The 26031-nt window shown below is 59.3% G+C and carries 45 protein-coding genes; 44 read left to right on the top strand and 1 reads right to left on the bottom strand.

The annotated features are described in order from the left end of the window. The first annotated feature begins 34 nt into the window (after positions 1-34). From EDD78_RS02100 to hpf, 42 genes are all read left to right on the top strand, one after another. Positions 35-1570, top strand: coding sequence for a YifB family Mg chelatase-like AAA ATPase (locus EDD78_RS02100; protein ID WP_132083780.1), 1536 nt, complete (start codon positions 35-37; stop codon positions 1568-1570). Positions 1571-1616: 46 nt separating this feature from the next. Next, on the top strand, positions 1617-1913 hold the full coding sequence (locus EDD78_RS02105; RefSeq protein ID WP_132083782.1) for a Dabb family protein: 297 nt from the start codon (positions 1617-1619) through the stop codon (positions 1911-1913). 457 nt (positions 1914-2370) lie between these two features. After that, on the top strand, positions 2371-2682 hold the full coding sequence (gene rpsJ, locus EDD78_RS02110; RefSeq protein WP_079698138.1) for a 30S ribosomal protein S10: 312 nt from the start codon (positions 2371-2373) through the stop codon (positions 2680-2682). A 91-nt stretch (positions 2683-2773) separates the two neighbouring features. Beyond that, positions 2774-3406: a 50S ribosomal protein L3 gene (gene rplC, locus EDD78_RS02115; protein WP_132083784.1), complete on the top strand. Its 633-nt coding sequence runs from the start codon at positions 2774-2776 to the stop codon at positions 3404-3406. A gap of 17 nt (positions 3407-3423) precedes the next feature. Then, positions 3424-4047 carry a 50S ribosomal protein L4 gene (rplD, locus tag EDD78_RS02120; RefSeq protein WP_079698136.1) on the top strand — a complete coding sequence of 208 codons (624 nt, stop codon included), beginning with the start codon at positions 3424-3426 and terminating at the stop codon, positions 4045-4047. After that, complete coding sequence (gene rplW / locus EDD78_RS02125) at positions 4047-4340, top strand: 50S ribosomal protein L23 (RefSeq protein ID WP_079698135.1); 294 nt, start codon at positions 4047-4049, stop codon at positions 4338-4340. The genes rplD and rplW overlap by 1 nt, the downstream gene beginning before the upstream one ends. A 305-nt stretch (positions 4341-4645) precedes the next feature. Next, positions 4646-5479, top strand: coding sequence for a 50S ribosomal protein L2 (gene rplB / locus EDD78_RS02130; protein ID WP_079698134.1), 834 nt, complete (start codon positions 4646-4648; stop codon positions 5477-5479). Between the two features lie 27 nt (positions 5480-5506). Then, positions 5507-5779, top strand: coding sequence for a 30S ribosomal protein S19 (gene rpsS, locus EDD78_RS02135; protein WP_079698133.1), 273 nt, complete (start codon positions 5507-5509; stop codon positions 5777-5779). Positions 5780-5804: 25 nt separating this feature from the next. Next, complete coding sequence (rplV, locus tag EDD78_RS02140; RefSeq protein WP_079698132.1) at positions 5805-6140, top strand: 50S ribosomal protein L22; 336 nt, start codon at positions 5805-5807, stop codon at positions 6138-6140. A 20-nt stretch (positions 6141-6160) separates the two neighbouring features. Beyond that, on the top strand, positions 6161-6844 hold the full coding sequence (rpsC, locus tag EDD78_RS02145) for a 30S ribosomal protein S3 (RefSeq protein WP_079698131.1): 684 nt from the start codon (positions 6161-6163) through the stop codon (positions 6842-6844). After that, positions 6844-7269 (top strand): 50S ribosomal protein L16, encoded by a 426-nt coding sequence (gene rplP / locus EDD78_RS02150; RefSeq protein ID WP_079698130.1) that lies wholly within the window; start codon positions 6844-6846, stop codon positions 7267-7269. Before rpsC ends, rplP begins: the two co-directional genes overlap by 1 nt. Then, a complete protein-coding gene (gene rpmC, locus EDD78_RS02155) occupies positions 7269-7469 on the top strand; it encodes a 50S ribosomal protein L29 (protein WP_079698129.1) in 201 nt (66 codons plus the stop codon). Before rplP ends, rpmC begins: the two co-directional genes overlap by 1 nt. Positions 7470-7490: 21 nt before the next feature. Then, positions 7491-7748 (top strand): 30S ribosomal protein S17, encoded by a 258-nt coding sequence (gene rpsQ / locus EDD78_RS02160; RefSeq protein WP_079698128.1) that lies wholly within the window; start codon positions 7491-7493, stop codon positions 7746-7748. Between the two features lie 27 nt (positions 7749-7775). Next, on the top strand, positions 7776-8144 hold the full coding sequence (rplN, locus tag EDD78_RS02165) for a 50S ribosomal protein L14 (RefSeq protein ID WP_079698127.1): 369 nt from the start codon (positions 7776-7778) through the stop codon (positions 8142-8144). Positions 8145-8159: 15 nt separating this feature from the next. Next, entirely contained in the window at positions 8160-8483 is a 324-nt protein-coding gene (gene rplX, locus EDD78_RS02170) for a 50S ribosomal protein L24 (RefSeq protein ID WP_079698126.1), read from the top strand. 17 nt (positions 8484-8500) lie between these two features. Then, on the top strand, positions 8501-9040 hold the full coding sequence (gene rplE, locus EDD78_RS02175; protein WP_079698125.1) for a 50S ribosomal protein L5: 540 nt from the start codon (positions 8501-8503) through the stop codon (positions 9038-9040). A 13-nt stretch (positions 9041-9053) separates the two neighbouring features. Further along, positions 9054-9239, top strand: coding sequence for a type Z 30S ribosomal protein S14 (locus EDD78_RS02180; RefSeq protein ID WP_079698124.1), 186 nt, complete (start codon positions 9054-9056; stop codon positions 9237-9239). A gap of 30 nt (positions 9240-9269) precedes the next feature. After that, complete coding sequence (gene rpsH / locus EDD78_RS02185; protein ID WP_079698123.1) at positions 9270-9668, top strand: 30S ribosomal protein S8; 399 nt, start codon at positions 9270-9272, stop codon at positions 9666-9668. Positions 9669-9682: 14 nt separating this feature from the next. After that, entirely contained in the window at positions 9683-10222 is a 540-nt protein-coding gene (rplF, locus tag EDD78_RS02190; RefSeq protein WP_079698122.1) for a 50S ribosomal protein L6, read from the top strand. A gap of 18 nt (positions 10223-10240) precedes the next feature. Then, positions 10241-10600 carry a 50S ribosomal protein L18 gene (gene rplR / locus EDD78_RS02195; protein WP_079698121.1) on the top strand — a complete coding sequence of 120 codons (360 nt, stop codon included), beginning with the start codon at positions 10241-10243 and terminating at the stop codon, positions 10598-10600. A 16-nt stretch (positions 10601-10616) separates the two neighbouring features. Continuing rightward, positions 10617-11117 carry a 30S ribosomal protein S5 gene (rpsE, locus tag EDD78_RS02200; protein ID WP_079698120.1) on the top strand — a complete coding sequence of 167 codons (501 nt, stop codon included), beginning with the start codon at positions 10617-10619 and terminating at the stop codon, positions 11115-11117. Positions 11118-11130: 13 nt separating this feature from the next. Continuing rightward, entirely contained in the window at positions 11131-11307 is a 177-nt protein-coding gene (rpmD, locus tag EDD78_RS02205; protein WP_079698119.1) for a 50S ribosomal protein L30, read from the top strand. 22 nt (positions 11308-11329) lie between these two features. Continuing rightward, positions 11330-11770, top strand: a complete 441-nt coding sequence (rplO, locus tag EDD78_RS02210; protein WP_079698118.1) for a 50S ribosomal protein L15 — start codon at positions 11330-11332, stop codon at positions 11768-11770. A gap of 1 nt (position 11771) precedes the next feature. After that, positions 11772-13058, top strand: a complete 1287-nt coding sequence (secY, locus tag EDD78_RS02215) for a preprotein translocase subunit SecY (RefSeq protein WP_079698117.1) — start codon at positions 11772-11774, stop codon at positions 13056-13058. 28 nt (positions 13059-13086) lie between these two features. After that, positions 13087-13719 (top strand): adenylate kinase, encoded by a 633-nt coding sequence (locus EDD78_RS02220; protein ID WP_132083786.1) that lies wholly within the window; start codon positions 13087-13089, stop codon positions 13717-13719. A gap of 5 nt (positions 13720-13724) precedes the next feature. Beyond that, on the top strand, positions 13725-14477 hold the full coding sequence (gene map / locus EDD78_RS02225; RefSeq protein ID WP_079698115.1) for a type I methionyl aminopeptidase: 753 nt from the start codon (positions 13725-13727) through the stop codon (positions 14475-14477). Positions 14478-14490: 13 nt separating this feature from the next. Further along, positions 14491-14769 carry a KOW domain-containing RNA-binding protein gene (locus tag EDD78_RS02230; protein WP_079698114.1) on the top strand — a complete coding sequence of 93 codons (279 nt, stop codon included), beginning with the start codon at positions 14491-14493 and terminating at the stop codon, positions 14767-14769. Then, positions 14756-14974, top strand: a complete 219-nt coding sequence (gene infA / locus EDD78_RS02235) for a translation initiation factor IF-1 (RefSeq protein ID WP_079698113.1) — start codon at positions 14756-14758, stop codon at positions 14972-14974. The genes EDD78_RS02230 and infA overlap by 14 nt, the downstream gene beginning before the upstream one ends. A 61-nt stretch (positions 14975-15035) precedes the next feature. Beyond that, positions 15036-15149, top strand: a complete 114-nt coding sequence (gene rpmJ / locus EDD78_RS02240) for a 50S ribosomal protein L36 (RefSeq protein WP_024729495.1) — start codon at positions 15036-15038, stop codon at positions 15147-15149. A gap of 61 nt (positions 15150-15210) precedes the next feature. Next, positions 15211-15579: a 30S ribosomal protein S13 gene (rpsM, locus tag EDD78_RS02245; protein ID WP_079698112.1), complete on the top strand. Its 369-nt coding sequence runs from the start codon at positions 15211-15213 to the stop codon at positions 15577-15579. A 15-nt stretch (positions 15580-15594) separates the two neighbouring features. Further along, complete coding sequence (gene rpsK, locus EDD78_RS02250) at positions 15595-15993, top strand: 30S ribosomal protein S11 (RefSeq protein WP_079698111.1); 399 nt, start codon at positions 15595-15597, stop codon at positions 15991-15993. A 26-nt stretch (positions 15994-16019) separates the two neighbouring features. Beyond that, complete coding sequence (rpsD, locus tag EDD78_RS02255) at positions 16020-16646, top strand: 30S ribosomal protein S4 (RefSeq protein WP_079698110.1); 627 nt, start codon at positions 16020-16022, stop codon at positions 16644-16646. An 86-nt stretch (positions 16647-16732) separates the two neighbouring features. Beyond that, complete coding sequence (locus EDD78_RS02260; RefSeq protein ID WP_079698109.1) at positions 16733-17734, top strand: DNA-directed RNA polymerase subunit alpha; 1002 nt, start codon at positions 16733-16735, stop codon at positions 17732-17734. A 67-nt stretch (positions 17735-17801) separates the two neighbouring features. Continuing rightward, positions 17802-18143, top strand: coding sequence for a 50S ribosomal protein L17 (gene rplQ, locus EDD78_RS02265; RefSeq protein ID WP_079698108.1), 342 nt, complete (start codon positions 17802-17804; stop codon positions 18141-18143). Positions 18144-18259: 116 nt separating this feature from the next. Continuing rightward, complete coding sequence (locus tag EDD78_RS02270; protein WP_079698107.1) at positions 18260-18511, top strand: RNA-binding S4 domain-containing protein; 252 nt, start codon at positions 18260-18262, stop codon at positions 18509-18511. 70 nt (positions 18512-18581) lie between these two features. Next, the gene (yabP, locus tag EDD78_RS02275) at positions 18582-18869 is read left to right on the top strand and encodes a sporulation protein YabP (RefSeq protein ID WP_079698106.1); all 288 of its coding nucleotides are present in this window, start codon (positions 18582-18584) and stop codon (positions 18867-18869) included. A 30-nt stretch (positions 18870-18899) separates the two neighbouring features. Then, entirely contained in the window at positions 18900-19478 is a 579-nt protein-coding gene (yabQ, locus tag EDD78_RS02280) for a spore cortex biosynthesis protein YabQ (protein WP_079698105.1), read from the top strand. Beyond that, on the top strand, positions 19435-19743 hold the full coding sequence (locus tag EDD78_RS02285; protein ID WP_079698104.1) for an FtsB family cell division protein: 309 nt from the start codon (positions 19435-19437) through the stop codon (positions 19741-19743). Before yabQ ends, EDD78_RS02285 begins: the two co-directional genes overlap by 44 nt. A gap of 56 nt (positions 19744-19799) precedes the next feature. After that, positions 19800-20330 carry a S1 RNA-binding domain-containing protein gene (locus tag EDD78_RS02290; RefSeq protein ID WP_079698103.1) on the top strand — a complete coding sequence of 177 codons (531 nt, stop codon included), beginning with the start codon at positions 19800-19802 and terminating at the stop codon, positions 20328-20330. Positions 20331-20767: 437 nt separating this feature from the next. Next, the gene (locus EDD78_RS02295; RefSeq protein ID WP_132083788.1) at positions 20768-21931 is read left to right on the top strand and encodes an amidohydrolase; all 1164 of its coding nucleotides are present in this window, start codon (positions 20768-20770) and stop codon (positions 21929-21931) included. A gap of 1 nt (position 21932) precedes the next feature. Further along, positions 21933-22775: a fumarate hydratase gene (locus EDD78_RS02300; RefSeq protein WP_132083790.1), complete on the top strand. Its 843-nt coding sequence runs from the start codon at positions 21933-21935 to the stop codon at positions 22773-22775. A 171-nt stretch (positions 22776-22946) separates the two neighbouring features. Then, positions 22947-23477 (top strand): ribosome hibernation-promoting factor, HPF/YfiA family, encoded by a 531-nt coding sequence (gene hpf, locus EDD78_RS02305; RefSeq protein WP_079698100.1) that lies wholly within the window; start codon positions 22947-22949, stop codon positions 23475-23477. Positions 23478-23601: 124 nt separating this feature from the next. Here the strand turns inward: hpf and EDD78_RS02310 are convergent, their stop codons facing one another. Further along, entirely contained in the window at positions 23602-24318 is a 717-nt protein-coding gene (locus EDD78_RS02310) for a hypothetical protein (RefSeq protein WP_132083792.1), read from the bottom strand. A 321-nt stretch (positions 24319-24639) separates the two neighbouring features. On the opposite strand from EDD78_RS02310, the gene deoC (EDD78_RS02315) reads away from it, so the two are divergent. Beyond that, complete coding sequence (deoC, locus tag EDD78_RS02315; protein ID WP_143533522.1) at positions 24640-25314, top strand: deoxyribose-phosphate aldolase; 675 nt, start codon at positions 24640-24642, stop codon at positions 25312-25314. A 40-nt stretch (positions 25315-25354) separates the two neighbouring features. Then, a complete protein-coding gene (gene deoC / locus EDD78_RS02320) occupies positions 25355-26017 on the top strand; it encodes a deoxyribose-phosphate aldolase (RefSeq protein ID WP_079698097.1) in 663 nt (220 codons plus the stop codon). The last annotated feature ends 14 nt before the right edge of the window (positions 26018-26031 follow it).

A 26031-nucleotide genomic window follows, 5' to 3' on the forward strand; every position in this document is an offset into this window, starting at 1 on the left:
GCGACAGGATTCGACAGCTGGGGAGGACGAGCGGATGTTTGCAAAGACCATGAGCCTGGGCCTGATGGGGATCGATGCGTTCCCGGTCACCGTGGAGGTGGACCACCACCGGGGGATGCCCGCCTTTGAAATCGTCGGGCTGCCGGATGCGGCGGTCAAGGAGGCGCGGGACCGGGTCAAGGCCGCGATGGGCAACTGCGGGCTGGAGCTGCGCCCCGGCCGGGTGGTGGTCAATCTCGCCCCGGCCGACCTGCGCAAGGGCGGCACCCTCTACGACCTTCCTATATTAATAGGACTGCTCGGCGCGCTGGGGGAGCTGCCCGGCTCCTTCGAGGGCTTCGCCTTTCTGGGGGAGCTCTCCCTCTCGGGCGAGGTGCGCCCGGTGCCCGGCATACTGCCGATGGTGCTCAAGGCGAAGGAGCAGGGCCTGCGCGGGGTGTATCTTCCGGCGGCCAACGCCCGGGAGGGCTCCATTGCCGGAGGGATCGACATCTACCCGGTGCAAAGCGTCATGCAGCTGCTCGACCACTTTGCCGGGCGAAAGCCGATCGAGCCCGCGCCGCCGCTCGAACTTTCACAGGCGCCGGCGCAGCTCCTGCCGGACTTTAAGGACGTCAAGGGCCAGGCGATGGCGCGGCGGGCCGCCGAGATCGCGGCGGCGGGCGGGCACAATCTTTTGATGATCGGCACCCCGGGTTCCGGGAAGAGCATGATCGCCAAACGGATCCCGTCCATCCTGCCTCCGCCCTCCTTCGCCGAGGCGATCGAGATCACCAAGGTCCACTCGGTGGCGGGGCTGCTGCCGCCGGATACCCCGCTGCTGCGCACGAGGCCGTTCCGCGCGCCGCACCACACCGTCAGCCCGGCGGGGCTCTCGGGCGGCGGGCCCATCCCGCGCCCGGGCGAGGTCTCCCTGGCCCACGGCGGAGTGCTCTTTTTGGATGAGCTGCCCGAGTTTTCCCGCGCGGCGATGGAGGTGCTGCGCCAGCCCATCGAGGACGGCGCGGTGACCATTTCCCGGGCAAACGCGCGGCTGCGCTACCCGAGCACGATCATGCTGGTGGCGGCGATGAACCCCTGTCCCTGCGGGTACTATGGACATCCGGCCAAGGAGTGTATCTGCGGTGAGAAGAAGATCGACAGCTACATCGGGCGGGTCTCCGGGCCGCTGCTGGACCGGATCGACCTGCACGTCGAGGTCATGCCGGTGGAGTTCGACACCCTGTCAGCGGGGGCCGAGTCGGAGTGCTCGGCCGACATCCGCGCGCGGGTGATCGCCGCGCGGGAGCGCCAGCTGGCCCGCCGGGAATGGACCGGGGCCGACTGCAACGCACATCTGGCCCCCGGCATGGTACGGGAGGTTTGCCAGATGAGCGGCGAGGCGCGGGAGGTCCTGCGCCGGGCCTTTGAGCGGATGGGCCTCTCGGCGCGGGCATACGATCGGGTTCTCAAGGTGTCCCGCACCATCGCCGACCTGGACGGCAGCGAGAAAATCGAGCGCCGGCACGTCGCCGAGGCGGTGCAGTACCGCAGCCTGGACCGCAAATATTGGCGCCGGAACCGGGATTAAACCGGAGCCGGCCGCCCCAAGATAAGGGAAGAAAGGGAGGAAGCATATGGTCAAGCATATTGTGATGTGGAAGCTGCGCGCTTTTGACAGCGGGCGGGAGCGGCAGGAGGCCGCGGAGAAGATCAAGTCGGGGCTCGAGGCCCTGACGGGGAAGGTGGAGGGGCTGCAGCGCGCCGAGGTGGGGATCAATTTTAACCCCGCCGGGTACGACCTCTGCCTGTATACCGAGCTGCGGGACCGGGCGGCGCTCGATTTCTACCAGGACCACCCGGAGCATTTAAAGATGAAGGAATACATCCATACCGTGATCACCGAGCGGGTGGTCTGCGACTGGGAATGCTGAAAACAGGCCGTATATTGCAGCAAAATGACCGTTCCGGGGACAAAAAACACCCCCGGGACGGCGTTTTTTCATAAAATTACGGGTTTCAAGAAAAATATTTTGAAAAAACTTGTATTCTTTCCTTTGGTATGGTATATTATTTAAGCGTGACTGCACAAGATATGCGTTGAAGCGGGAGGTTGCCGCAGTTTGCGGGTAATTTCCGCCGAGTATGTCCGATTTCAAACCGGGCGACTTTAAATACCGACAGGTTGTGTCGTGGTCCGTCCGACAGGCTCTTTGGCCTGCGGTGGGACAGGCATGAAGTCCGGCTAAACCTGCGCGGGCCGCGCCCAGAAGGGTTCGGCTCCCGTGCGAAGGGTTTATCCGGTTTTTCTATGCAAAGCGACTGAACACACGGCGGCGTGTTCGGAATTTAAAAGGAGCCTCACGACAAAGAATTAGGAGGCGATGGCAAGTGGCAGTCAAGGAAAAAATCAGAATCAGACTGAAAGGTTATGATTCCTCTCTGGTGGATGCGTCTGCGCAGAAGATCGTGGAGACCGCGAAGCGCACCGGGGCAAGGGTATCCGGCCCGATTCCCCTGCCGACCGAGAAGGAGATCGTGACCATTCTGCGCGCGGTCCACAAGTACAAGGACAGCCGCGAACAGTTTGAGATGAGAACCCACAAGAGACTCATAGACATCCTGCGCCCGTCCAACAAGACGGTGGAAGCGCTGACCAGTCTTGAGCTCCCCGCCGGCGTGGACATCGAGATCAAGCTCTAAGGTCCAGCCGCTCATCGCCGCCCGCTCAGGAGGGGCGGCAGGTCAAGTTGGCACACTGCCAACCAATAACCGAAGGAGGTAAACCAAACCCATGCAAAAATGTATCATCGGCAAAAAAGTCGGCATGACCCAGATCTTTGACGAGAAGGGAAATGTCATCCCCGTCACGGTGATCGAGGCGGGTCCGTGTATCGTCGTTTCCAAGAAAACAACCGAAAACGACGGCTACGAAGCCGTGCAGATCGGTTATGGCGACGTTTCGGACAAGAGAGTCAACAAGCCGCAGAAGGGCCATTTCGCGAAAGCGGATGTTGCGGCGAAAAAACACCTCAAGGAATTCAGGCTCGATGACTGCTCCGCGCTGAATGTCGGCGACCTGATCAAGGCGGATACCTTCGAGTGCGGCAACGCAATCGATGTGATCGGCACTTCCAAGGGCAAAGGCTACGCGGGCACCATCAAGCGTTACGGCAACCACCGGCTCAAGGAAACCCACGGTTCCGGTCCTGTTGCGCGGCACGCGGGTTCCAACGGCGCGACCTCCAGCCCGTCGAGAGTGTTCAAGGGCAAGAAGCTTCCGGGCCACATGGGCGCCGAAAGAGTGACGGTCCAGAACCTCACGGTGGCCAAGGTGGATGCGGAAAATAACCTGATCGCGATCAGAGGCGCTGTGCCCGGTCCGAAAGGCGGACTGGTGTACATCACCGACAGCGTGAAGGCGTAAGGGAAGGAGGAAGCACTATGCCAAATTTACAGGTAGTGGATATGACCGGCAAGAGCGTCGGCGAGATCACCCTCTCGGACGCCATCTTTGGGATCGAGCCCAACAAGTCCGTTCTCCACGATGCGGTAAAGAACTATCTTGCCAACCAGCGCCAGGGCACCCAGTCCACCCTGACCCGCACTGAGGTCAGCGGCGGTGGCAAGAAACCCTGGAGACAGAAGGGCACCGGCCATGCGCGCCAGGGTTCCACCCGCGCTCCGCAGTGGCGCCACGGCGGTATCGCGCTCGGCCCCAAGCCCCGCGACTACAGCTACACCCTCAACCGGAAGGTCAAGCGGCTGGCCATCAAGTCGGCGCTCTCTTCCAAGGTGCAGGAGAACAACCTGGTCGTGGTCGACAAGATCGCGAGCGAGGATTACAAGACCAAGACGATGGTCGAGATGCTCAAAGCCCTCGGCGCCGAGCGCAAGGCGATGATCGTCATGCCGGGCGTGGACGCCAAGGTCATCAAGAGCGCGGCGAACATCCCCGGGGTGAAGACCGCTTTAGTCAACACCATCAACGCCTACGACCTGCTCTGCTACGATAAGGTCATTATCGACAAGAGCGCCGTAGAGAAGATCGAGGAGGTGTACCGGTAATGAAAACCGCTCACGACGTCATTCTCAAGCCGATCATCACCGAGGCCACCATGGCCGGTGTTGCGGACAAGAAATACACCTTTAAGGTCGCGAAGGATTCCAACAAGATCGAGATCGCCCAGGCGGTCGAGAAGCTGTTCGACGTGAAGGTTGCCAAAGTCAACACCCTGAACGTGCGCGGCCGGTATAAGAGACAGGGCATGCACGGCGGTTACACTCCCGCGTGGAAAAAAGCCGTCATCACCCTGAAAGAGGATTCCAAGGGGATCGAGTTCTTCGAGAGCATGGTCTAAGCCGGAATCCCTCGAGGCCCCGGACGCAAGACGCGGCGCGGCCTCACAAGAAGAATTCTGTTGCCGCGACAGCGTGTGCACCGAGGATTCTTAATGAGAAAAACCGCGCGGCCGCCACCGGCGGCAGGAAGCGCGCGAGCGCGACGCGGCCTCACAAGAAGAATTCTGTTGCCGCGACAGCGGCGCGAGGTGCTGTGCACCGAGAGGAATTCTTTGAATGAACCGGGCGGCAACGCCGGACGGTTCTATTGTATGGGATGACTCATAAGTCCCGCTAATTTCAGTTATGAGGAGAGTGAAATCGAATGGCTATTAAAAGCTATAAGCCTACTACGCCGTCCAGACGGTCGATGACCGTCACCGATTTCTCTTCGTTGTCTAAGGTCAAGCCGGAGAAGAGCCTGCTCGAACCGATGAAAAAGCACTCCGGCCGCAACAACAACGGTAGAATCACCGTCCGCCACAAGGGCGGCGGCAACCGCACCAAATACCGTGTGATCGACTTCAAGAGAGATAAGAGAGACATGCCCGCCACCGTGCTCACCCTGGAGTACGACCCCAACCGCAGCGCCCACATCGCGCTGGTGCAGTATGAGGATGGCGAGAAGCGCTATATCCTGGCGCCCAACGGCCTGAAGGTCGGGCACATCGTGATGGCCGGCGAAAAGGCCGACATCAAGCCGGGCAACGCGCTGCCGATGACCAACATCCCGGTCGGTACCTTCATCCACAACGTTGAGCTCTATCCCGGCAAGGGCGCGCAGCTCGCGCGCAGCGCGGGGATCATGGCCCAGCTGATGGCCAAGGAGGGCGCCTACGCCCTGGTGCGCCTGCCCTCCGGCGAGCTTCGCAACGTGCCGGTCGGCTGCATGGCCACCATCGGCCAGGTCGGCAACGTCGACCACGAGAACGTCAAGATCGGTAAGGCCGGCCGCAAGCGCCACATGGGCGTGCGCCCGACGGTGCGCGGTTCCGTCATGAACCCCTGCGACCATCCGCACGGCGGTGGTGAGGGCAAGTCGCCGATCGGCCGCCCGTCCCCGGTTACCCCGTGGGGCAAGCCGACCCTCGGTTACAAGACCCGCAAGCACCACAACCGCTCCGACAAGTTTATCGTCAAACGCCGCAACGCGAAGTAACGCGGGCTGAAAGGAGGCAGATGATCAATGGGTAGAAGTATCAAGAAGGGCCCATACGTGCAGCCTGTGCTGCTCAAGAGAGTGAAGGAGCTCAACGCTTCCGGTGAGAAGCGCGTGCTCAAGACCTGGAGCCGTTCCTCCACCATTTTTCCGGATTTCGTTGGACACACGTTCGCCGTTCACGACGGACGCAAGCACGTTCCGGTTTATATCACCGAAGATATGGTAGGCCACAAGCTCGGCGAGTTTGCGCCTACCAGAACCTACAAAGGCCATGCCGGGGCAAGAAAGACCAAATAGAGCAGGGCTGAAAGGAGGAGAAATAATGGAAGCAAGGGCTTATCTGAAATATGCCCGCATCTCGCCGCGCAAGGTCGAGATCGTGCTGAACCTGATCAGGAACAAGCCGACCGACATGGCGATGGCAATTCTTAAGCATACTCCCAAGGCCGCCTGTGAGCTGCTGGAGAAGCTGCTGAAGAGCGCGATCGCCAATGCCGAGAACAACCACAGCATGGATCCGCAAAATCTCTATGTTGCCGAATGCTTTGTGACTCCCGGTCCCACTCTCAAGAGGATCCGGCCCAGAGCCCAGGGCAGAGCCAACAGGGTTTTAAAGAGAACGTCACACATCACCCTTGTCCTTAAGGAAAAGGAATAAGCTGAAAGAGGAGGTAAACTATGGGCCAAAAAGTGAATCCCCACGGTCTTCGCGTGGGCGTAATCAAGGACTGGGATTCCCGCTGGTTTGCTAAGGACAGTGCTTTCGGCGATACCCTCGTTGAGGACTACAATCTTCGCAAGTTCCTCAAAAAGACCCTGTACGCCGCAGGCGTCCCGCGCATCGAGATCGAGCGCGACGCGACCAAGGTTCGTATCCATATCCACTGCGCCAAGCCGGGCATGGTCATCGGCAAAGGCGGTTCCGAGATTGAGAAGCTGCGCCTGCAGTGCGAGAAGCTGATCAACAAGAACAAGACCGACAAGGTTGCGGTCTTCGTCAATATCGTCGAGGTGAAACAGCCCGACAAGAACGCACAGCTCGTTGCCGAGAGCATCGCCAGCCAGCTCGAGCGCCGGATTTCCTTCCGCCGCGCGATGAAGCAGTCGATCCAGAGAGCGATGAGACTGGGCGCCAAGGGAGTCAAGGTCTGCGTTTCCGGCCGTTTGGGCGGCGCGGAGATCGCGAGGACCGAACATTACCATGAGGGCACGACGCCGCTCCAGACGCTGCGCGCCGACATCGACTACGGCTTTGCCGAGGCGAATACGACCTATGGCAGAATCGGCGTTAAGGTTTGGATCTACGCCGGAGAGGTTCTGGGCGACGTGAGACAGCCCCGCAGGGAAGGAGGCAAAAGATAATGCTGCTTCCGAAGAGAGTAAAGTACCGCAGAGTTCACAGAGGCCGCATGAAGGGCCAGGCGACCAGAGGCACCACCGTGACCTACGGCGATTTTGGCCTGCAGGCTCTTGAGCCGGCCTGGATCACCTCGAATCAGATCGAGGCGGCCCGTATCGCCATGACCCGTTATATCAAGCGTGGCGGCCAGGTCTGGATCAAGATTTTCCCGGACAAACCGATCACCGAGAAGCCGGCCGAGACCCGAATGGGTTCCGGTAAGGGCAGCCCGGAATACTGGGTCGCCGTTGTCAAGCCCGGCCGCGTGATGTTCGAGATCGGCGGGGTTCCCGAGGAGCTCGCCCGCGAGGCCATGCGTCTTGCTGCGCACAAGCTGCCGGTCAAGTGCAAATTCGTCTGTAAGGAAGAAAAGGGGAGTGAGGAGTAATGAAGGCTGTTGAGATTAGAGAACTTTCCGCCTCAGAGCTTAACGAAAAACTGGCTGACCTCAAAGCCGAGCTTTTCCACCTGCGCTTCCAGCACGCGATCAATCAGCTCGAAAATCCCGCCCGCATCAATGCGGTGAAGAAGGATATCGCACGCATCATGACCGTGATGACCGAGAATGCTGACAAGAGCGCGCAGTAATTTGGAAGGGAGGAGCAGGCTGTGAGCGAAAGAAACCTCAGAAAAACCAGGGTTGGAACCGTTGTCAGCGACAAGATGGACAAAACCATCGTGGTTGCCGTCAAGGACAACGTCAAGCACCCCCTTTATAAAAAGATCATGAAGAGCACCTATAAGCTCAAGGCGCACGACGAGAAGAACGAGTGCAACATCGGCGACAAGGTGCAGGTTATGGAAACACGTCCCCTGTCCAAGGACAAGAGATGGAGACTTGTGAAAGTAATCGAGAAAGCGAAATAATCATTCTGCCGAAAGGAGGAACGCTCTGTGATACAGATGCAGACCCGTCTCAAGGTAGCCGACAACACCGGCGCGAAGGAGCTCATGTGCATCCGCGTGCTGGGAGGCTCCCGCAGGAGATACGCCAATATCGGCGACGTGGTGGTGGCTTCGGTCAAGAAGGCCGCTCCCGGCGGCACCGTGAAAAAAGGCGATGTTGTAAAGGCAGTGATCGTGCGTTCAGCCAAGGGTGTCCGCCGCAACGACGGGACCTATATCCGTTTTGACGAAAACGCTGCCGTTATTATAAGAGAAGACAAAAACCCGAGGGGCACCCGTATCTTTGGACCTGTGGCGAGGGAGCTGCGCGACAAGGAATACCTCAAGATTTTAAGCCTCGCCCCTGAGGTTCTGTAAGGAGGTGCTGACCATATGAACAAATTGCATGTGAAAAAGGGTGACACCGTAGAGGTCATTTCCGGCAAGGACAAGGGCAAAAAGGGCAAGGTGCTCGAGACCAGCCCCAAGGAGGGCAAGGTCATCGTCGAGGGGATCAACGTCGCGACCAAGCACGTCAAGCCCCGCGCGATGGGTCAGCAGGGCGGGATCGTCTCCGCCGAGGCTCCCCTGTACGCCTGCAAGGTTATGCCCGTCTGCCCGAAGTGTGGAAAGAAGACCCGCGTGTCCCACAAGATTTTGAAAGACGGTACCAAGGAAAGAGTTTGCAATCATAAAGACTGCGGCGAGACTTTCTAAAGTGAGGAGGAGAAGACATGGCTAGGTTAAACGACTACTACAAAAAAGAAGTAGCCCCGGCCCTGATGAAGAAATTCGGCTACAAGAGCGTCATGCAGATCCCGAAACTTGAGAAGGTCGTCATCAACGTCGGCTGCGGCGAAGCCCGCGACAACCCGAAGATCATCGACGCGATCGTTACCGACCTTTCGGCGATCACCGGCCAGAAGCCGATCGTCTGCCGGGCGAAGAAGTCGGTCGCAAACTTCAAGCTGCGCGAAGGCATGAACATCGGCGCCAAGGTGACGCTGCGCAAGGAGAACATGTACGAGTTCATCGACCGGTTCTTCAACGTCGCGCTGCCGCGCGTTCGCGACTTTAGGGGGATCAATCCCAACGGCTTCGACGGCCGCGGGAACTACAACATGGGTATTCGCGAGCAGCTGATCTTCCCGGAGATCGAGTATGACAAGATCGACAAGGTTCGCGGCATGGATATCACCTTCGTGACCACCGCGAAGACCGATGAAGAGGCTCGTGAGCTCTTAACGCTGATGGGCGCACCGTTCGCAAAGTAAGGAGGAACGATTCTTGGCTAAAACAAGCATGAAAGTCAAACAGCAAAGGACTCCTAAGTTCTCTACCCGTGCGTATAACCGGTGCAAGATCTGCGGCAGGCCGCACGCTTATCTTCGCAAATTCGGTATTTGCCGTATCTGCTTTAGGGAACTTGCTTATAAAGGTCAGATACCCGGCGTGAAAAAGGCTAGCTGGTAAGCACAAGCACGAGCAAAGGAGGTTGACGGTATGTATCTTACCGATACAGTCGCTGATATGTTGACGCGTATCAGAAACGCGAACTCAGCGAAACATGATACGGTTGATATTCCCGCATCCAAGATGAAGGCTGCCATCGCGCAGATCCTTCTGGACGAGGGGTATATCAAGAGCTTCCAGAACGTTGATGATGGAAAGCAGGGAATCATCCGTATTGCGCTAAAATACGGTCCCAACAAATCCCAGGTAATTACAGGACTGCGCAGGGTCTCCAAACCCGGCCTGCGTATATACACCAGCTGCAAGGATGCACCCAAGGTCATGAAAGGCCTTGGAATCGCGATATTGTCCACTCCGAAGGGCATTATGACCGACAAGACGGCTCGCAAGGAGAATGTCGGCGGCGAAGTTCTTGCGTTTGTTTGGTAGGGGGGTGTCAGAGAATGTCACGTACAGGTAGAAAACCGATTACGGTTCCGGCGGGCGTGGAAGTCAAGCTCGACGGCAACCATGTCTTCGCAAAGGGCCCCAAGGGCCAGCTGGAGATGGATGCCCACCCCGCGATGGCTCTTTGTATGGAAGGGAACGTCATCACTGTTTCCCGTCCGAGCGACTCCAAGGAGCACAAGAGCCTGCACGGCCTGACCAGAAGCCTGGTCGCCAACGTGGTCAACGGCGTCGCCACCGGCTTTTCCAAGGAGCTGGAGGTCAACGGCGTCGGCTACAGAGCCGCCAAGCAGGGCAAGAACCTGGTTTTGACCGTGGGTTATTCCCATCAGGTCACCATGCCCGAGCCGGAGGGGATCACCATCGAGGTGCCCGCTCCCAACAAGATCGTGGTCACGGGCGCGGACAAACAGCGCGTCGGCCAGTTTGCGGCCGAGATCCGCGGCAAGCGTCCTCCCGAGCCGTATAAGGGCAAGGGGATCAAGTATGTCGATGAGATCATCATCCGCAAGGAAGGCAAGACCGGCAAGAAGTAAGGAATGGAGTGAGAACTTATGGTGAAAAAGCCAGACAGCAATAAAGCCAGGCTTCACAGGCATGTCCGGGTGCGCTCGAAGATTTCCGGCACCGCTGCTTGTCCCCGCCTGAATGTATTCCGCTCCGCGAAACACATCTATGCCCAGCTGATCGACGACGTTGCGGGCGTTACCCTGTGCAGCGCGTCCTCGATGGACAAGGATTTCGACGGTTTTGGCGGTAACAAGGAAGCCAGCAAGCGCGTGGGCGCGGCCTTAGCTTCCAAGGCCAAGGAGAAGGGGATCACCGAGGTCGTGTTCGACCGCGGCGGATACCTGTATCACGGCCGCGTGAAGGAACTGGCAGAAGGCGCTCGCGAGGGCGGCCTCAAATTCTAGCGAGGGAGGTATACTTTTGACTCGAATAGACGCTTCAACTCTGGATTTGAGCGAGAAGGTTGTATCGATCAACCGCGTCGCCAAGACGGTCAAGGGCGGACGGATCTTCAAGTTCGCTGCGCTGGTCGTCGTGGGCGACGGCAACGGGATCGTCGGTTTCGGGATCGGCAAGGCGGGCGAGGTTCCCGATGCGATCCGCAAGGGGATCGAGGATGCGAAAAAGAACCTGTGCAAGATCGCGCTCAAGGGCACCACGATTCCGCATGAGATCGTCGGCGCGTTCGGCGCCGGCCGCGTTCTGATGAAGCCGGCCCCCAAGGGCACCGGCGTTATCGCGGGCGGTCCGGTACGTGCCGTGCTCGAGGTCGCGGGAATCCGCGATATCCGCACCAAGTGCCTGCGCTCGAACAACCCGTGCAATGTCGTCACCGCCACAGTCTGCGGACTGAAGGCTCTGCGCAATGTCGACGAGGTTGCCGCCATCCGCGGCAAGAGCGCGCAGGAAATTTTAGGATAAGGAAGGGTGCAAGATGGCAGAAGTTACAATTAAACTGAAAAAGAGCTTAGTTGGCCGCAAGAAAGACCAGATTGCAACCGCAAATTCCCTCGGCCTTCGTAAGATCGGCGATGTGACGAACCAGCCCGACAACCCTGCAACCACGGGCAAGATCGCGAAGATCAGCCACCTCGTCGAGGTAGTAAAGTAATCAACTAAGGAGGTGCAGGAAGATGAAATTGCATGAGCTTTCTCCGGTGCCCGGCTCCACCCACAAAGGGTTCCGCAAGGGCAGAGGCGCGGGTTCCGGCAACGGCAAGACTGCGGGCAAGGGCCACAAGGGCCAGAACGCACGCTCCGGCGGCGGTGTGAGACCGGGCTTTGAAGGCGGTCAGATGCCCCTGCAGAGACGTGTCCCGAAAAGAGGATTCGTCAATATATTCGCAACCAAGATGACGGCGATCAACGTTTCGGCCCTCAACAAGTTTGAGGACGGCGCGGTGGTGGACGCCGAGGCGCTGAAAAGTGCCGGCATCATCAAGAAGGAGCTTGACGGCGTCAAGATCCTCGGCCACGGCGAGCTGAGCAAAAAGCTCACGGTCAAGGTGGCTGCTTTCTCCGATTCTGCGAAGCAGAAAATTGAGGCAGCAGGTGGGAAGGCCGAGGTGATCTAGAATGTTCGAAACGTTAAAAAACGCGTGGAAGATTCAAGATCTGCGGAATAAAATGCTCTTTACCCTGGCGATCATCCTGATTTTCCGCTTCGGTGCGGTGGCGGTCCCGGTGCCCTATCTGGACCCGGCTGCCATGCAGAATATGATCAACGGCGGGGGCAACCTGCTCGGCTTCATCAACATCCTCTCCGGCGGCGCGTTTGAGCGCGCCACCCTCTTCGCACTGGGCATTTCGCCCTACATCACGGCGAGTATCGTCATCCAGCTGCTGACCGTCGCCATTCCCGCCCTCGAGCGGATGGCCAAGGAAGGCGAGGATGGGCGCAAGAAGATCAACAAGATCACTCGCTACTCCACGCTCGGGCTCGGCGTGCTGCAGGCCATCGCCTACTACGTCATGCTGCGCAACGAGAACGCGGTCAAGTACGTCTCCGGCTTCTCCGGGGTGTTCGCGGCCGTCGTGATCGTCGGTTCGTTCACACTGGGCGGACTGATCGTGATGTGGCTCGGCGAGCGGATCGACGAGAAGGGCATCGGCAACGGCATCTCGATGATGCTGTTCTCCGGCATCGTGTCCCGCGGCCCGCACGTGATCGCCATGATGTACCAGTATCTCAAGATCGGCGACCAGTATTACTTCTTTGTCCCGGCCATCATCGCGCTCTTTGTGGTGGTCATCGGCTTCATCGTTCTGATGACCCAGGCCGAGCGGCGCATCCCCGTCACCTACGCCAAGCGCGTGGTGGGGCGCAAGATGTACGGCGGGCAGAGCACCCACATTCCGATCAAGGTGAATATGTCCGGCGTCATGCCGATCATCTTCGCTTCGTCCCTGCTGGCGATCCCCGGCACCATCAAGGCGTTCGTGGACCCGCAGGCGACCGGCTTCTGGGGCAAGCTGCTGGGCGTGTTCGATTACAACAAACCGGTTTACGCGATCCTCTATTTCCTGCTGATCATCGCGTTCAACTACTTCTACGTCGCCATCCAGTACAATCCCCTTGAGATGGCCAACAATCTGCGCCGCAACAACGGCGCCATCCCCGGTATCCGTCCCGGCAAGCCCACCTCCGACTTCATCGCCAAGGTGATCTCCAAGGTGACCTTAGTCGGCGCGATCTTCCTCGGGCTCATCGCCATCCTGCCGATCGCGCTGGGCGCCATCGCCAAGATGAACATCGCGCTGGGCGGTACCACCATCATCATCGTCGTCGGCGTCGCGCTCGACTTCGTGCGCCAGCTGGAGAGCCAGATGATGATGCGCCACTATAAAGGCTTCCTGGAATAATCCGGGATCGTGATTAGGAGGGAACGGTATGAATTTAATTCTGCTAGGAGCTCCGGGTGCCGGTAAGGGCACGCAGGCCCAGGTCATTTGCGAGCATCTCCACATCCCGACGATCAGCACAGGAAACTGTCTGCGCGAAGCGGTGCAAAACGGCACCGAGATGGGCAAGGCCGCCAAGTCCTATATGGACAGCGGGAAGCTCGTCCCCGATGAGGTCGTGATCGGCATCATCAAGGACCGCTTGGCGCAGGAGGACTGCAAGGACGGCTTCATCCTCGACGGCTTCCCCCGCACCGTGCCTCAGGCCGAGGCGCTGGACAAGATGGGGGTCGAGATCGACCGGGTGATCGACCTTGAGGTGAGCGACGAGGCGATCCTCAAAAGGATGTCCGGCAGGCGGGTCTGCCAGAAATGCGGCGCCTCCTTCCACGTCGACTACAAGCCCTCCAAAAAGGGCGAGGCGTGCGATGTGTGCGGCGGGGAGCTCATCATCCGCAAGGACGATAAGCCCGAAACCGTCAGGGAGCGCCTGCATGTCTATCACGAGCAGACCGAGCCGCTCAAGGGCTACTATGCCGCCAAGGGCAAGCTCAAGGTGGTCGAGGGCCAGGAGGACATCAAGGACACCACCGCCCTGACCCTCAAAGCCCTGGAGGCATAATCCGTATGATAGTGGTGAAAAACCGGCCGGAACTCGAAAAGATGAGGCTGGCTGGAAAAATTTCAGGCCAGGCGCTGCGCCTGGCGGGCCAGCTGGTCGCTCCCGGCGTCACAACCGGCGAGATCGACAAGCAGGTCGAAGCATTCATCAGGTCTCAGGGCGCGATTCCATCATTCCTGGGCTATGGCGGATTCCCGGCGAGCGCGTGCATCTCGATCAACAACGAGGTGATCCACGGCATCCCCTCCCACTCCCGCGTCATCCATGAGGGCGACATCGTCAGCGTGGACGTGGGCGCGTATATCGACGGCTTTCACGGCGACAACGCGGCGACCTTCCCCTGCGGAGAGATCTCCGACGAGGCGAAGGAGCTGCTGCGCGTCACCAAGGCGGGCCTCGAGGCGGGGATCGCAGCGGCGACGGCCGGCAACCGGATCGGAGACATCTCCGCGGCGGTGCAGGCTCTGGTCGAAGCGGCGGGCTTCGACGTGGTGACCGAGTATGTCGGGCACGGCGTCGGGCGGGATATGCACGAGGACCCCGAGGTGCCGAACTTCGGGCAGGCTTCGCACGGACCACGCCTGGTCAGCGGGATGACCCTCGCGATCGAACCGATGGTCAACGTCAGCGGCCGCGCGGTAAAGAGGCTCAAGGACGGCTGGACGGTGATAACCGCCAGCGGGAGCCTGTCGGCTCACTTTGAGCACAGCGTGGCCATCACCGAGAATGGTCCCGTGATCCTAACCGATCCGGACTAGAGGAGGGACGGCGTTGACGGCAGGCCAGATTGTGTGCTCCAAGGCGGGGCGGGACAAGGGACGCTTTTTCGTCATCCTCAGGACCGAGGAGGATTTCGCCTGGATCGCCGACGGCGATCTGCGGCCGCTCGCGCACCCTAAGCGCAAGCGGCAAAAGCACCTGGCCCCGACAAGCCAAAGGGCAAATGAAGAGGACGTTCAAACTGACAAACGGCTCAGAAAGCTGCTGACAAACTATCAGACCCGCTCGACCCAGAGTGCGATAGGAGGAAATAAGCTTGTCGAAGAGTGATGTAATTGAGATCGAGGGCAAGGTCATCGAGGCGCTGCCCAACGCGCAGTTCCAGGTGGAGCTCGAAAACGGGCATCAGATCCTGGCGCACATTTCCGGAAAGCTGCGCATGAATTTTATCAGAATTCTGCCCGGAGACAAGGTGACGGTGGAAATTTCCCCGTACGATCTGACCAAGGGCCGCATCACCTGGCGCTCGAAGTGAGCACCGGCGGCGCCGTCAGAGTTTTGATGTTTCAAGAGGCATTTACAAGGAGGTAAACCCTATGAAAGTAAGACCTTCCGTTAAGCCTATTTGCGAAAAATGCAAGATCATTAAGCGCAAAGGCCGCATAATGGTTATTTGTTCGAACCCGAAGCACAAACAGCGCCAGGGCTAGAAAAGCGGGCGTCAGCGCGAGCTGCCGCTCACAACCGAGATAATGGAGGTGCAACAAAAGTATGGCTCGTATTGCTGGTGTAGACCTGCCGAAGGATAAGCGGGTCGAAATAGGCCTTACCTATATTTTGGGTATCGGCCGCAAAACAGCGAACGATATTCTCGCCGCCACCGGAGTCAACCCCGATATCCGCGTCAAGGACCTCTCGGAGGAAGACGTTTCCAAGCTGCGTGACTATATCGACCACAACGTACAGGTGGAAGGCGACCTTCGCCGCAAGACCGCAATGGACATCAAGCGCCTGGTGGAGATCGGCTGCTACCGCGGGGTCCGTCATAGAAAGGGCCTGCCGGTGCGTGGTCAGAGAACCAAGACCAACGCGCGCACGAGAAAAGGTCCGAAGCGGACCATCGCCAACAAGAAGAAATAAGGGAGGGATTAGCAGATGGCTAAAGCTACGGCCAAAAAGACCACACGCCGTCGTCGTGAACGCAAGAATATCGAACGTGGTGCTGCTCATATCCAATCCACCTTTAATAACACCATCGTGACCATCACCGACACGCAGGGCAACGCGCTTTCCTGGGCAAGCTCGGGCGGGCTCGGGTTCCGCGGGTCGAGAAAGTCCACCCCGTTCGCGGCCCAGACTGCGGCTGAAACCGCTGCCAAGGCTGCCATGGAGCATGGGCTCAAGAGTGTCGAGGTGTTTGTTAAGGGCCCGGGTTCCGGACGTGAGGCCGCCATCCGCGCGCTGCAGGCCGCGGGGCTTGAGGTGAGCATGATCAAGGACGTCACCCCGATCGCTCACAACGGCTGCCGTCCGCCCAAGAGAAGACGCGTATAGTTATGATACAGGGAGGTGCAATCTAAATGGCAAGATATACCGGCGCGGTCTGCCGTCAGTGCCGCCGTGAGGGACAGAAACTGTTTTTGAAGGGTGAGCGCTGCTACACTGACAAGTGCGCGATTGCCCGCAGGGCCTATGCCCCCGGACAGCACGGCCAGGGCCGCAAGAAGACTTCCGAGTACGGGCTCCAGCTTCGTGCGAAGCAGAAGGCCAGACGTTTCTACGGCGTGCTCGAGAGCCAGTTCGCGAAATATTTCGATATGGCTGAGCGCAAGCCCGGCATGACCGGTGAGAACCTGCTCAGGATCCTGGAGAGCCGCATGGACAACGTGGTTTACCGCGTGGGCTTCGCCGCTTCCAGAAAAGAGGCCAGGCAGCTGGTCCGCCACGGCCATTATACGGTCAACGGCAAAAAGATGGATATCCCGTCCTACCTGCTCAAAGCGGGTGATGTGATCGCTGTCGCGGGCAAGAGCAAGAATTCGGACAAGATCAAGGCGGTCGTTGAGACCAACGGCGCGCGTCCTGTTCCGAAGTGGCTCGATGTCGACAAGGATAAACTTGAGGCAAGAGTGATCCAGCTTCCGAACCGTGAGGACATCGACCTCGACGTCGAAGAGCACCTCATCGTCGAGCTGTACTCCAAGTAATCCTGGTCTGGCCCGCCCGTCCGTGTGGACGGGCAGCGAACAGAAATCAGCATGGGAATGCGAACCTTTAAAGGGAGGGACCAATTATGGTACGAATCATCGAACCCAAAATCGAGATGGTCGACCTCAAACCCGATGGGACCTATGGCAAGTTTGTCGTCGAGCCGCTCGACCGCGGATTCGGTACGACGCTGGGTAACAGTTTAAGGCGTGTGTTGCTCTCCTCGCTTCCTGGTGTTGCGGTCACATCGATTAAGATTGACGGGATCCAGCACGAGTTTTCCACGATCCCGGGCGTGAAAGAGGATGTTACCGAAATCGTTCTCAATATTAAGGGATTGACCGCCAAGCTCTACAGCGATATGCCCAAGATCGTGTATATCGACGCGCAGGGCGAGTGCGAAGTCACGGCGGGCGATATCCAGTGTGACTCGGACGTTGAGATCCTCGACCCGAGCATGCACATCGCCACCCTGGGAGAGGGCGCGACCCTTTCCATGGAGATCGTGATCGACAAGGGGCAGGGCTATGTCTCGGCCGACCGCAACAAGCAGCTGATGAAAGAGAAGATGCTTGGCGACAAGTCGATTTCCGATCGCAACCAGATAGACAAAATGATCGTCGGCAAGATTTATGTCGACAGCATCTACACCCCCGTCTTGAAGGTGAACTACACGGTTGAGAATACCCGCGTTGAGCAGATCACCGACTATGACAAATTGACATTAGAGGTCTGGACTGACGGTACGATCTCCGCCAAGGAGTCGGTCAGTCTGGCAGCCAAGATCCTCAATAGACAACTCAACCACTTCGTGGACCTGTCCGACGAGGTGGGCAGCACGGAGATCCTCGAAAAGAGCGAGGACAACATGAGCGAGAAAGTCCTTGAGATGACCATTGAAGAGCTTGACCTGTCGGTGCGCGCATTCAACTGCTTAAAACGCGCGGGCGTCAATACGGTAAACGACCTCATCAACAAGTCTCCCGAAGAGATGATGAAGGTCCGCAACCTTGGAAAGAAATCCCTGGAAGAGGTTATCAGCAAGCTGGAAAGCCTGGGCTTTAACCTCAGCAAGGAAGAAGAATAGGAGAGAAGTCTCCTCTGGGGGCCATGCCCCACCATCATGCAAAGTTGCAAAGAAGGAGTGAATTTCGATGCCAGGTACCAGAAAGCTCGGCAGGAGCACCGACCACCGCAGGGCTATGCTTCGCGCAATGGTGACCTATCTGCTCGAAAACGGGAAGATCGAAACCACCGTTACCAGAGCCAAAGAGGTCCGTGCGATGACCGAGAAGATGATCACGACGGCGAAACTTGATAATCTCCACTCCAAGCGTCAGGCGTACTCTTTCATCACGAAAGAGGATGTTGCGAAAAAACTTTTTGATGATATTGCCCCGAAATACAAGGACAAGAACGGCGGCTACACCAGAATCATCAAAATCGGACCGCGCCGCGGCGACGCTGCCGAGATGGCCATCATCGAGTTGGTCTAACAACATGATCAGGAATCCCCGGTGCCCTGTGAGGGCTGCCGGGGATTTTAGTTATCCGCCTCCACGCATAAAGCACGGGGGGCGAGATACAATGGAAAAGATAAAGGAGGAAGGACATGAGATTGGACAAATACCTCAAGGTCACCCGGCTGATCAAAAGGCGCACCATCGCCAACGAGGCCTGCGACGCGGGGCGGATCCTGGTGGACGGCAAACCGGCGCGCGCGAGCTATCCCATCAAAGAGGGGGACGTCATCGAGATCGCGCTCGGGCAGCGCCCACTCAAGGTAAAAGTGCTCAAGGTTTCGGAATTTGCCACCAAGGACGACGCCCCCCTGCTCTATGAGGTGCTCGCCGCCGGGGAATAGAGCGCAGGGGCGCGGCATATAGATTGGTATACCGGTTCGTGAAAAATTGGGACGAGGGGGATACCGATCCATGAGCGACGAAAAGGAAAAGACCGGCTTTCAGCAGCCGCACAATGTAATATTGGAAGACCGCCACCGGCTTTCCATCTCGGGGGTGCAGGACATCGACAGCTACGACGAGCAGTCGGTGATCGCCTTCACCGAGCTGGGGGAGCTGACCATCAAGGGGTTCGATCTGCATATCAACAAGATCGACGTGCAGACCGGCGAGCTCGACCTGGAGGGCGAAATCTGGTCGCTGAGCTACAGCGAGGCGCAGCCCAAGCGGGGAGGGTTCCTTTCCCGTCTCTTCAAGTAATCCGTAATTCGGGAGAGGGGGCTGCGGCTCTTGGAGGTCAATATCGCACAGCAGACCCTGCTGTTTTTCTGGTCCATCCTGCTCGGGGCGGGCCTCATGCTGCTATACGATCTGTTCCGCATTCTCAGGATCGCCGTCTATAACCCCGCGCCGCTGGTCATGGCCGAGGACATCCTCTTCTGGGGGGTGTGCGCGGTGGTAACCTTCCTGTTCATGATCGCTGAGAACCACGGGGAAATCCGTTATTTCATCCTGCTCGGCGAGCTGCTCGGGGCCCTGCTCTGCTACTATACCCTGTCAAGGGTGCTGATGGCCTGCTCGAAGGCGATTATCAGCCTGATCCGGCGGATCGCGCGGGTCATTTACCGGTTGCTGCTGCGTCCGGTTTACCGGGTGATCCACTGGGTTGCGCGGCTTTTCATCCGGATTGTGGGCTTCTTTGGCGCTCTTTCAAAAAAAACTTGCCATAAAGCGAATTACGCCTTGAAACGCAGGCGTGTTATGTTGTATAATCTAGTTATATCTGAAAGAGACAAACGCCGCGGGAAAAAGGGAGCGAAACGTCATGAGGGCAAAGAAGAGCAAGGCGCCGGTGCGCCACACGCCTAAGAATAAACTGTTTCGTCTGGCGGTGATCGCCTTTGCGATCTATTCCGGGGTCTCCCTGATCCAGCTGCAGGCCGATATCACGGCCCGGCGCGCGGAGCTCAGTGACATCCAGCGCAAGTGCGAGGAGCAGCGGATCGAGAACAAGGAGCTGGAGCTGCAGCTGAGCAAGGGCGACGACATGGATTATATCGAGCGTACCGCGCGCGAGCGGCTTGATTTCGTTTACCCGTATGAGACGGTGTATATCAATGCATCGGGAAGCTGATGCATTCGCATATAAAATTTGAGGGGCAACAAAGCTGAGGAGGAACTGCAAACAGTATGCAGGTAGAAGTAGGGAATATCCTGGAGGCGAAGGTTACCGGCATCACCAAGTTCGGCGCATTCGTCAAGTTCGAGAACGACCAGACGGCAATGGTCCATATCTCCGAGATCGCGCCGACCTATGTCAACGACATTTCTGAGCATCTGAGCATGGGACAGGTCGTCAAGGTCAAGATTCTGAATATTTCCGAGGATGGGAAGATCAGCGCATCCATCAAGCGCACCCTTCCAGCGCCCGAGCGTCCGGCGGGCGGCCCCCCGAGGGGCGGCGCGCCGCGCGGAGGCTCTCCCCGCCCGGCGGGCGGAGGCGGCGCTCCACGCAGCGGCGGCCAGAGGCCTGCTCCGAACGCGAACCGGGGACGGGGCGGGCAGCAAAACCGGAGCAATCTGGCATCCCAGTTCCCGCCTCAGCCGGCCAGCTTTGAGGATATGCTCTCCAAGTTTATGCAGCAGAGCGACGATAAGATGTCCGACATGAAGAAGACCATGAACGTCAAGCATCAGAATTCCCGCCGCGGAAGAAAATAATGCACGTTCTCCCCCGTCGCAAGGCGGGGGAATTCTTGTACCCGCCCGAGGAGCGACGCAGAGCTGCCGGGCGCTTCGGTCGCGCCTCCCGGATAACGGGCGACTCGGGGCCTTGGCCTTTACTTAATCGCCTTTCCCGCCTGGCGGGCAAAAAAAGAGCGCCGCTTTTTAAGCGGCGCGAAGACGAAGTAAAAGGCACAAAAAAGAAGTTTGGGGAAGTGAAAGGTCTGGCTGCATCCTGCGCCGCATGGGCTGGATGGGCGCTGGGTCAGCCGGAAAGTTTCGTGCACAGCACTCTCTGCCGCATGGTGGGGCGGCAGACGCAAGAAAGGGCTTGGCTTCCCTTGCTTGACAACCATATAATAACATAATTTACAATATTTGTAAATAGTCTTGTCCAAATTTATTTTGAAAAATATCACTTTCTGGAGGATGTTATGATACTCGTCAATCTTTCCATCTACCCGGCGGCCGGCAAGCCGATCGGGGATGGGTTCATCCAAATCGAGGACGGCAGGATCAAGGCTGTCGGCAGCCGGGCCGACCTGCCCCGCACGGGGGAGGAGACGGTGGACTGCAAGGGGAAACGCGCCTACCCCGGCTTCGTCGACCCGCATTGCCACTTGGGGATGTGGGAGGATTCCCTCGGCTTCGAGGGGGACGACGGCAACGAGATGACCGACCCGAGCACGCCGCACCTGCGGGGGATCGACGCCATCAACGTGCTGGACCGCGGCTTCTCGGAGGCGCTGGAGGCCGGGGTCACCACCGTGATGACCGGGCCGGGCAGCGCCAACCCGCTGGCCGGGCAGTTCTGCGCGGTCAAGACCTACGGGCGGTGTATCGACGACATGGTGGTGCGCGCCCCGGCGGCGATGAAGTTTGCCTTCGGGGAGAACCCAAAGTCGGTCTACAACGAGAAGAACCAGACCCCGATCACCCGCATGGCAACGGCGGCCATCATCCGCGAGCAGCTCTATAAGGCCAAGCGGTACATCGAGGACTTGCAGAAGGCCGGGGAGGACGAGGACGCCGACGAGCCGGAGTTCGATCTCAAGTGCGAGGCGCTCATCCCCCTGCTGCGCGGGGAGATTCCCGCGCAGATGCACGCCCACCGGGCGGACGACATCTTCACCGCGGTGCGGATCGCGAAGGAATTCGGCTTTTCCTACACCATCGTGCACGGCACTCAGGGCCACGAGGTGGCCGACCTGCTCGCCGCGCGGCAGGTGCCGGTGATCGCCGGGCCGGTGATCGGCTCGCGCAGCAAGCCCGAACTGCGCGCCCTCGATTTGGCGGGCGCCGGGAAGCTGGCGGCGGCCGGGGTGCGGACCGCCATCTGCACCGACCATCCCGAGGTGCCGATCGGGATGCTCGCCCTCTCGGCGGGGCTCTGCCATCAAAACGGGATGGACTACGACGCGGCGCTGCGGGCGATCACCATCACGGCGGCAGGGCTCTGCGGGATCGCAAACCGGGTCGGCTCGCTCGAGGCGGGCAAGGATGCGGACATCCTGCTCTACTCCGGCGACCCGCTCGCCCTGGGGGCGAAGCCCGACGCGGTGCTGGTAAACGGCGTTTTGGTAAGGGGGAGCTTCTGACATGCGGGAAATTACGGCGCGGCAGATCAGCGCGGCGGTGCGCGAGCTGTGCATGAAGGCAAACTATACCCTCACCGGCGACCTCTGCCGGGCGATGGACGGGGCGCTGGCGGGGGAGACCTCCCCGCTCGGGCGGGAGGTGCTCGGAGATCTGATCGAGAACCGGAAGGCGGCGCGAGAGTGCAATCTGCCCATCTGCCAGGACACCGGGCTGGCGGTGGTCTTTGCCGAGCTGGGGCAGGAGGTGCACATCACCGGGGGCACCCTGCAGAGCGCGGTGGATGCGGGGGTGGCGGCCGGGTACCTGGAGGGGTATCTGCGCTGTTCGGTGGTGGCCGACCCGCTGCGGCGCAAGAACACCGGGGACAACACCCCGGCCATCCTGCATGTTACCCTGGTCGAGGGGGACCGGCTTACCCTGACGGTGGCGCCGAAGGGGGCCGGGAGCGAAAACATGAGCGTACAGAGCATGCTCTCGCCCTCCGCCTCCAGAGAGGACGTCTGCGACTTTGTGGTGGATGCGGTGCGCGCCGCCGGCAGCAAGCCCTGCCCGCCGGTGATTGTGGGCGTGGGGCTGGGGGGCGACTTCGAGCTGTGCGCCCTGCTCTCGAAGCGCGCGCTCTGCCGCAGCCTCGACGAGCCCCATCCCGACCCCTATTACCGGGAGATGGAGGAGGGCCTGCTGCGCCGGATCAACGCCCTGGGGATCGGGCCGCAGGGGTTTGGCGGCAGCACCACCGCGCTGGGGGTGCATATCCTCGCGGCCCCCACCCATATCGCCTGCCTGCCGGCGGCGGTGAGCCTCGGGTGCCACGTCACCCGGCACCAGAGCGCGACGCTGTAAGGGCTCAAAGTAATATCCTATGCCCGACGGCCGCTGGTTAGAACCCTTCATGGAAATATTGGGAATTGTTCATTGTTTTTTTACATAGCGTATGGTATACTAAAGATAGCAAAACTATGAATTTTGCCTAATTTCATAGTGGCGCAGACTATCCGTAAAGGGGCTGTGTATATGAACATCACCATCAAATCCCGCAAAACAACCGTAAAAGATTCGTTTAAGGAGCGTGTGCAGAAAAAGCTCTCCAAGCTGGATAGATTTTTTGACGAGACCGCCGAGGCTGTCGTCACCGTGACCAATGAAGGGGAGCGGGAGACGGTTGAAATCACCGTGCGCGCGGCGGGGATGAACTTCCGCGCGGAGAAAACCACCAACGACCGCATGGATTCCCTCGAGGCGGTGGTGGACCTGTTGGTCAGGCAGATCGTCAAGAATAAGTCCAAGCTCGAGCAGCGGCTCCGTACCGACGCCTTCGCCCCGGAATATAATGACCCGGCGCTCGAGGCCGAGGACTACAGCGTGGTGAAGACCAAGCGCTTCCCGGTCAAGCCGATGAGCGTGGAGGAGGCCATCCTGCAGATGAACATGCTGGGGCACAGCTTCTTCATGTTCCGCGATGCGCAGCAGGGCGAAATATGCGTGGTGTATAAGCGCAAGGGCGACAGCTACGGCCTGATCGAGCCGATCGAGGACGACGAATAAAATAAGACCGAAGGAATTTCCGGAGGCACCCATAGGAAAGGGAGCGGGCAGCAGATACGATCTGCTGCCCGCTCCCTTTTAGCGGAGTAACAACCATTCCGGGATAAGCCCATGCCGTTCGGGGCTAGAAGACGGGGATAAACGCATCGTCTTGCCAATAGCCGTACACGCCGTCGTCGTTCCAAACCAGCTCCGGAGTGTGGGACCTACGCTTGCTGTCCCGCTGGGCGATCCGGGTGCGGAAGCCCCCGGTGTCGTTCATCGAGCCGTTGACGAAATCCACCACGCCGTATTTCGCGCCGACAAAGCCGCCGGCGTAGGGCTGAACCGTCCCGGCGGTTCCGGTGATGTGCAGCCGGGTATCGGCGCCGTAGACCTCGCCGTAGCGCAGGTCGCCCAGTACGTTGAACCGGCCGCCGTCCCTGGCGATCAGGCTTTGGGCAGAAGAGCCCTCACAGACCGTGATCCCCTTGAAGGCGCCGGCTTGGAAGGCGTTGATCCGGTCAAGCCTCCCGACAAAATAGAGGTCGAGGCGGTATTCCTCCAAAAGCCCGGTGAAATCGCACCCCTCATCTGAGAGAAGGGACTCCCTCAGCGCGGCGAGCTCTTCGCCGGACAGCAGCGCTTCGCCGGTGACGGGATCGATGAGCTGAAAACCGGCGAGGCTGTCGTCCGATACCCAGACGGTATTTCCCTTGATCTCGATTCCCGCTCCGTTTTCACCCTGGATGACAACCGCGGCCCGGGGGAGGATGGAATTCTGTGCGGCCGCCGTCAGGCAGAGGCCCGCGGCAAGTGCGGCGCACAGGCAAAGGGACAGGAGGCGTTTGATGTTTTTCATAGCTTGCTCACACCTTTCCAACTGGCGCTGACGCGCCGGCCGTGTCTAACCTGCTTCTCAACTCCATTATAAAATACAAGAACGCGCCCGTCAATGCGGTATTTGTTCACATTTTGGAATGTTGTATAAAATTATTGCCTTAAATATTGTGAATATCAACAAATGCGTTTTGGGGCATGTCGTTATAAACAGAAATTATCCACGTTCTTTAATGAAACGGGAGAAAACACCCGCGCCCATCTTTACATTCCCACCGCCCTGCGATACACTGAATCAGGAAGGCAAAACCACTCCCAACTTGTGAAAGGACGGTGGTACCTCTTGACCTTACGTGGTAAGGATTTCTGCCGCATGCTCGACGCCACCCAGATCGGCAGCTGCTGCACCAAGGACGATATGGAGAAGCTGATCGCGCTCGCGCACGAACACCACTTCTTCTCGGTGATCGGGCCGCGCTGCTTTGTACCCCTGCTCGCCGCGGGGGTGCGCGGGAGCGACACCATCGCGGGCTCGGGCTGCTGCACCGACACCGGCTGCGAGCCGGGCTACCTCAAGGCGCATGCCGCGCTCGATTCCCTGCGCCTGGGAGCCGGAGAAATCGACATGGTGATGAACCTGCACTACTTCAAATCCGGGATGTATCAGGAGGTCGTCGAGGATATCCGCGCGGTCAAGGAGGCGGTGGGCGATCACGTTTTGAAGTGTATCATTGAGGTGCCGCTGCTGGATGACGGGGAAATTAAAACAGCCGCCGAGCTGGTGGTCGAGGGCGGGGCGGACTTCGTCAAGACCGCCACCGGCACGATCCCACAGCCCACCACGGTGCACCAGGTCGAGCTGATCGCGAAGGCGGTGCGCGGCCGGGCGCAGATCAAGGCGGCGGGCGGGATCCGCACGCTCCAAACGGTCGAGGAGATGATCGGGCTCGGGGTGACCCGGTTCGGCGTTTCGGTCGGCAGCGCCTTAAAAATCATGGAGGCGGCCGACGCAAGGTAGAAGTCACAAACAGCCCTCAGAGGAAAGGAAGGAATCAGCTATGCCCGTCAACGGAACCCAGTTTGCCCACATGCTGGATGGTACCCTCATCCACTCGACCTCGACGCTCGAACAGACCAGGGAGCTGCTCGATTATGCCAAGAAGTATCACTTCCATTGCGTCTTTGGGCCGCGGCCGTTCTACCCGGTGATCGCCGAGGCGCTGCGCGGCACCGACGTGCATTTCGGGTGCGGGTGCGGGGACAACCAGCCCAGCTACATCAAGGCCGAGTATGCCAAGAACGGCCTGTCCTTAGGCTGCAACGAGTTCGACATGGTCATCAACCTCCCCTACTTCAAGTCCGGGATGTACAGGGAGGTCGTCGAGGACATCCGGGTGCTGCGGGACACGGTGGGGGACCACATCTTAAAGTGCATCATCGAAACCCCGCTGCTCTCGGATGAGGAGATCGAGAAGGCCGTAGAGCTTACGATCGAGGGCGGCGCGGACTTTGTCAAGACCGCCGTCGGCCGGGACGGCCCGACCACCGTCCACCACATCGAGGTGGTCTCGAGGGCGGCAAAGGGGAGGATCCAGATCAAAGCCTCGGGCGGGATCCGGGACCTTGAGACGGTGGATCAGATGATCGAGCTCGGGGTGACCCGGTTCGGCGTAAGCTATCAAAGCGGGCTTGCCATCATGCAGGCCGCCGACAACCGCTAGAAGGAGGAAGCGCA

Source organism: Harryflintia acetispora (genome assembly GCA_004340125.1).
Taxonomy (GTDB): domain Bacteria; phylum Bacillota; class Clostridia; order Oscillospirales; family Ruminococcaceae; genus Harryflintia; species Harryflintia acetispora.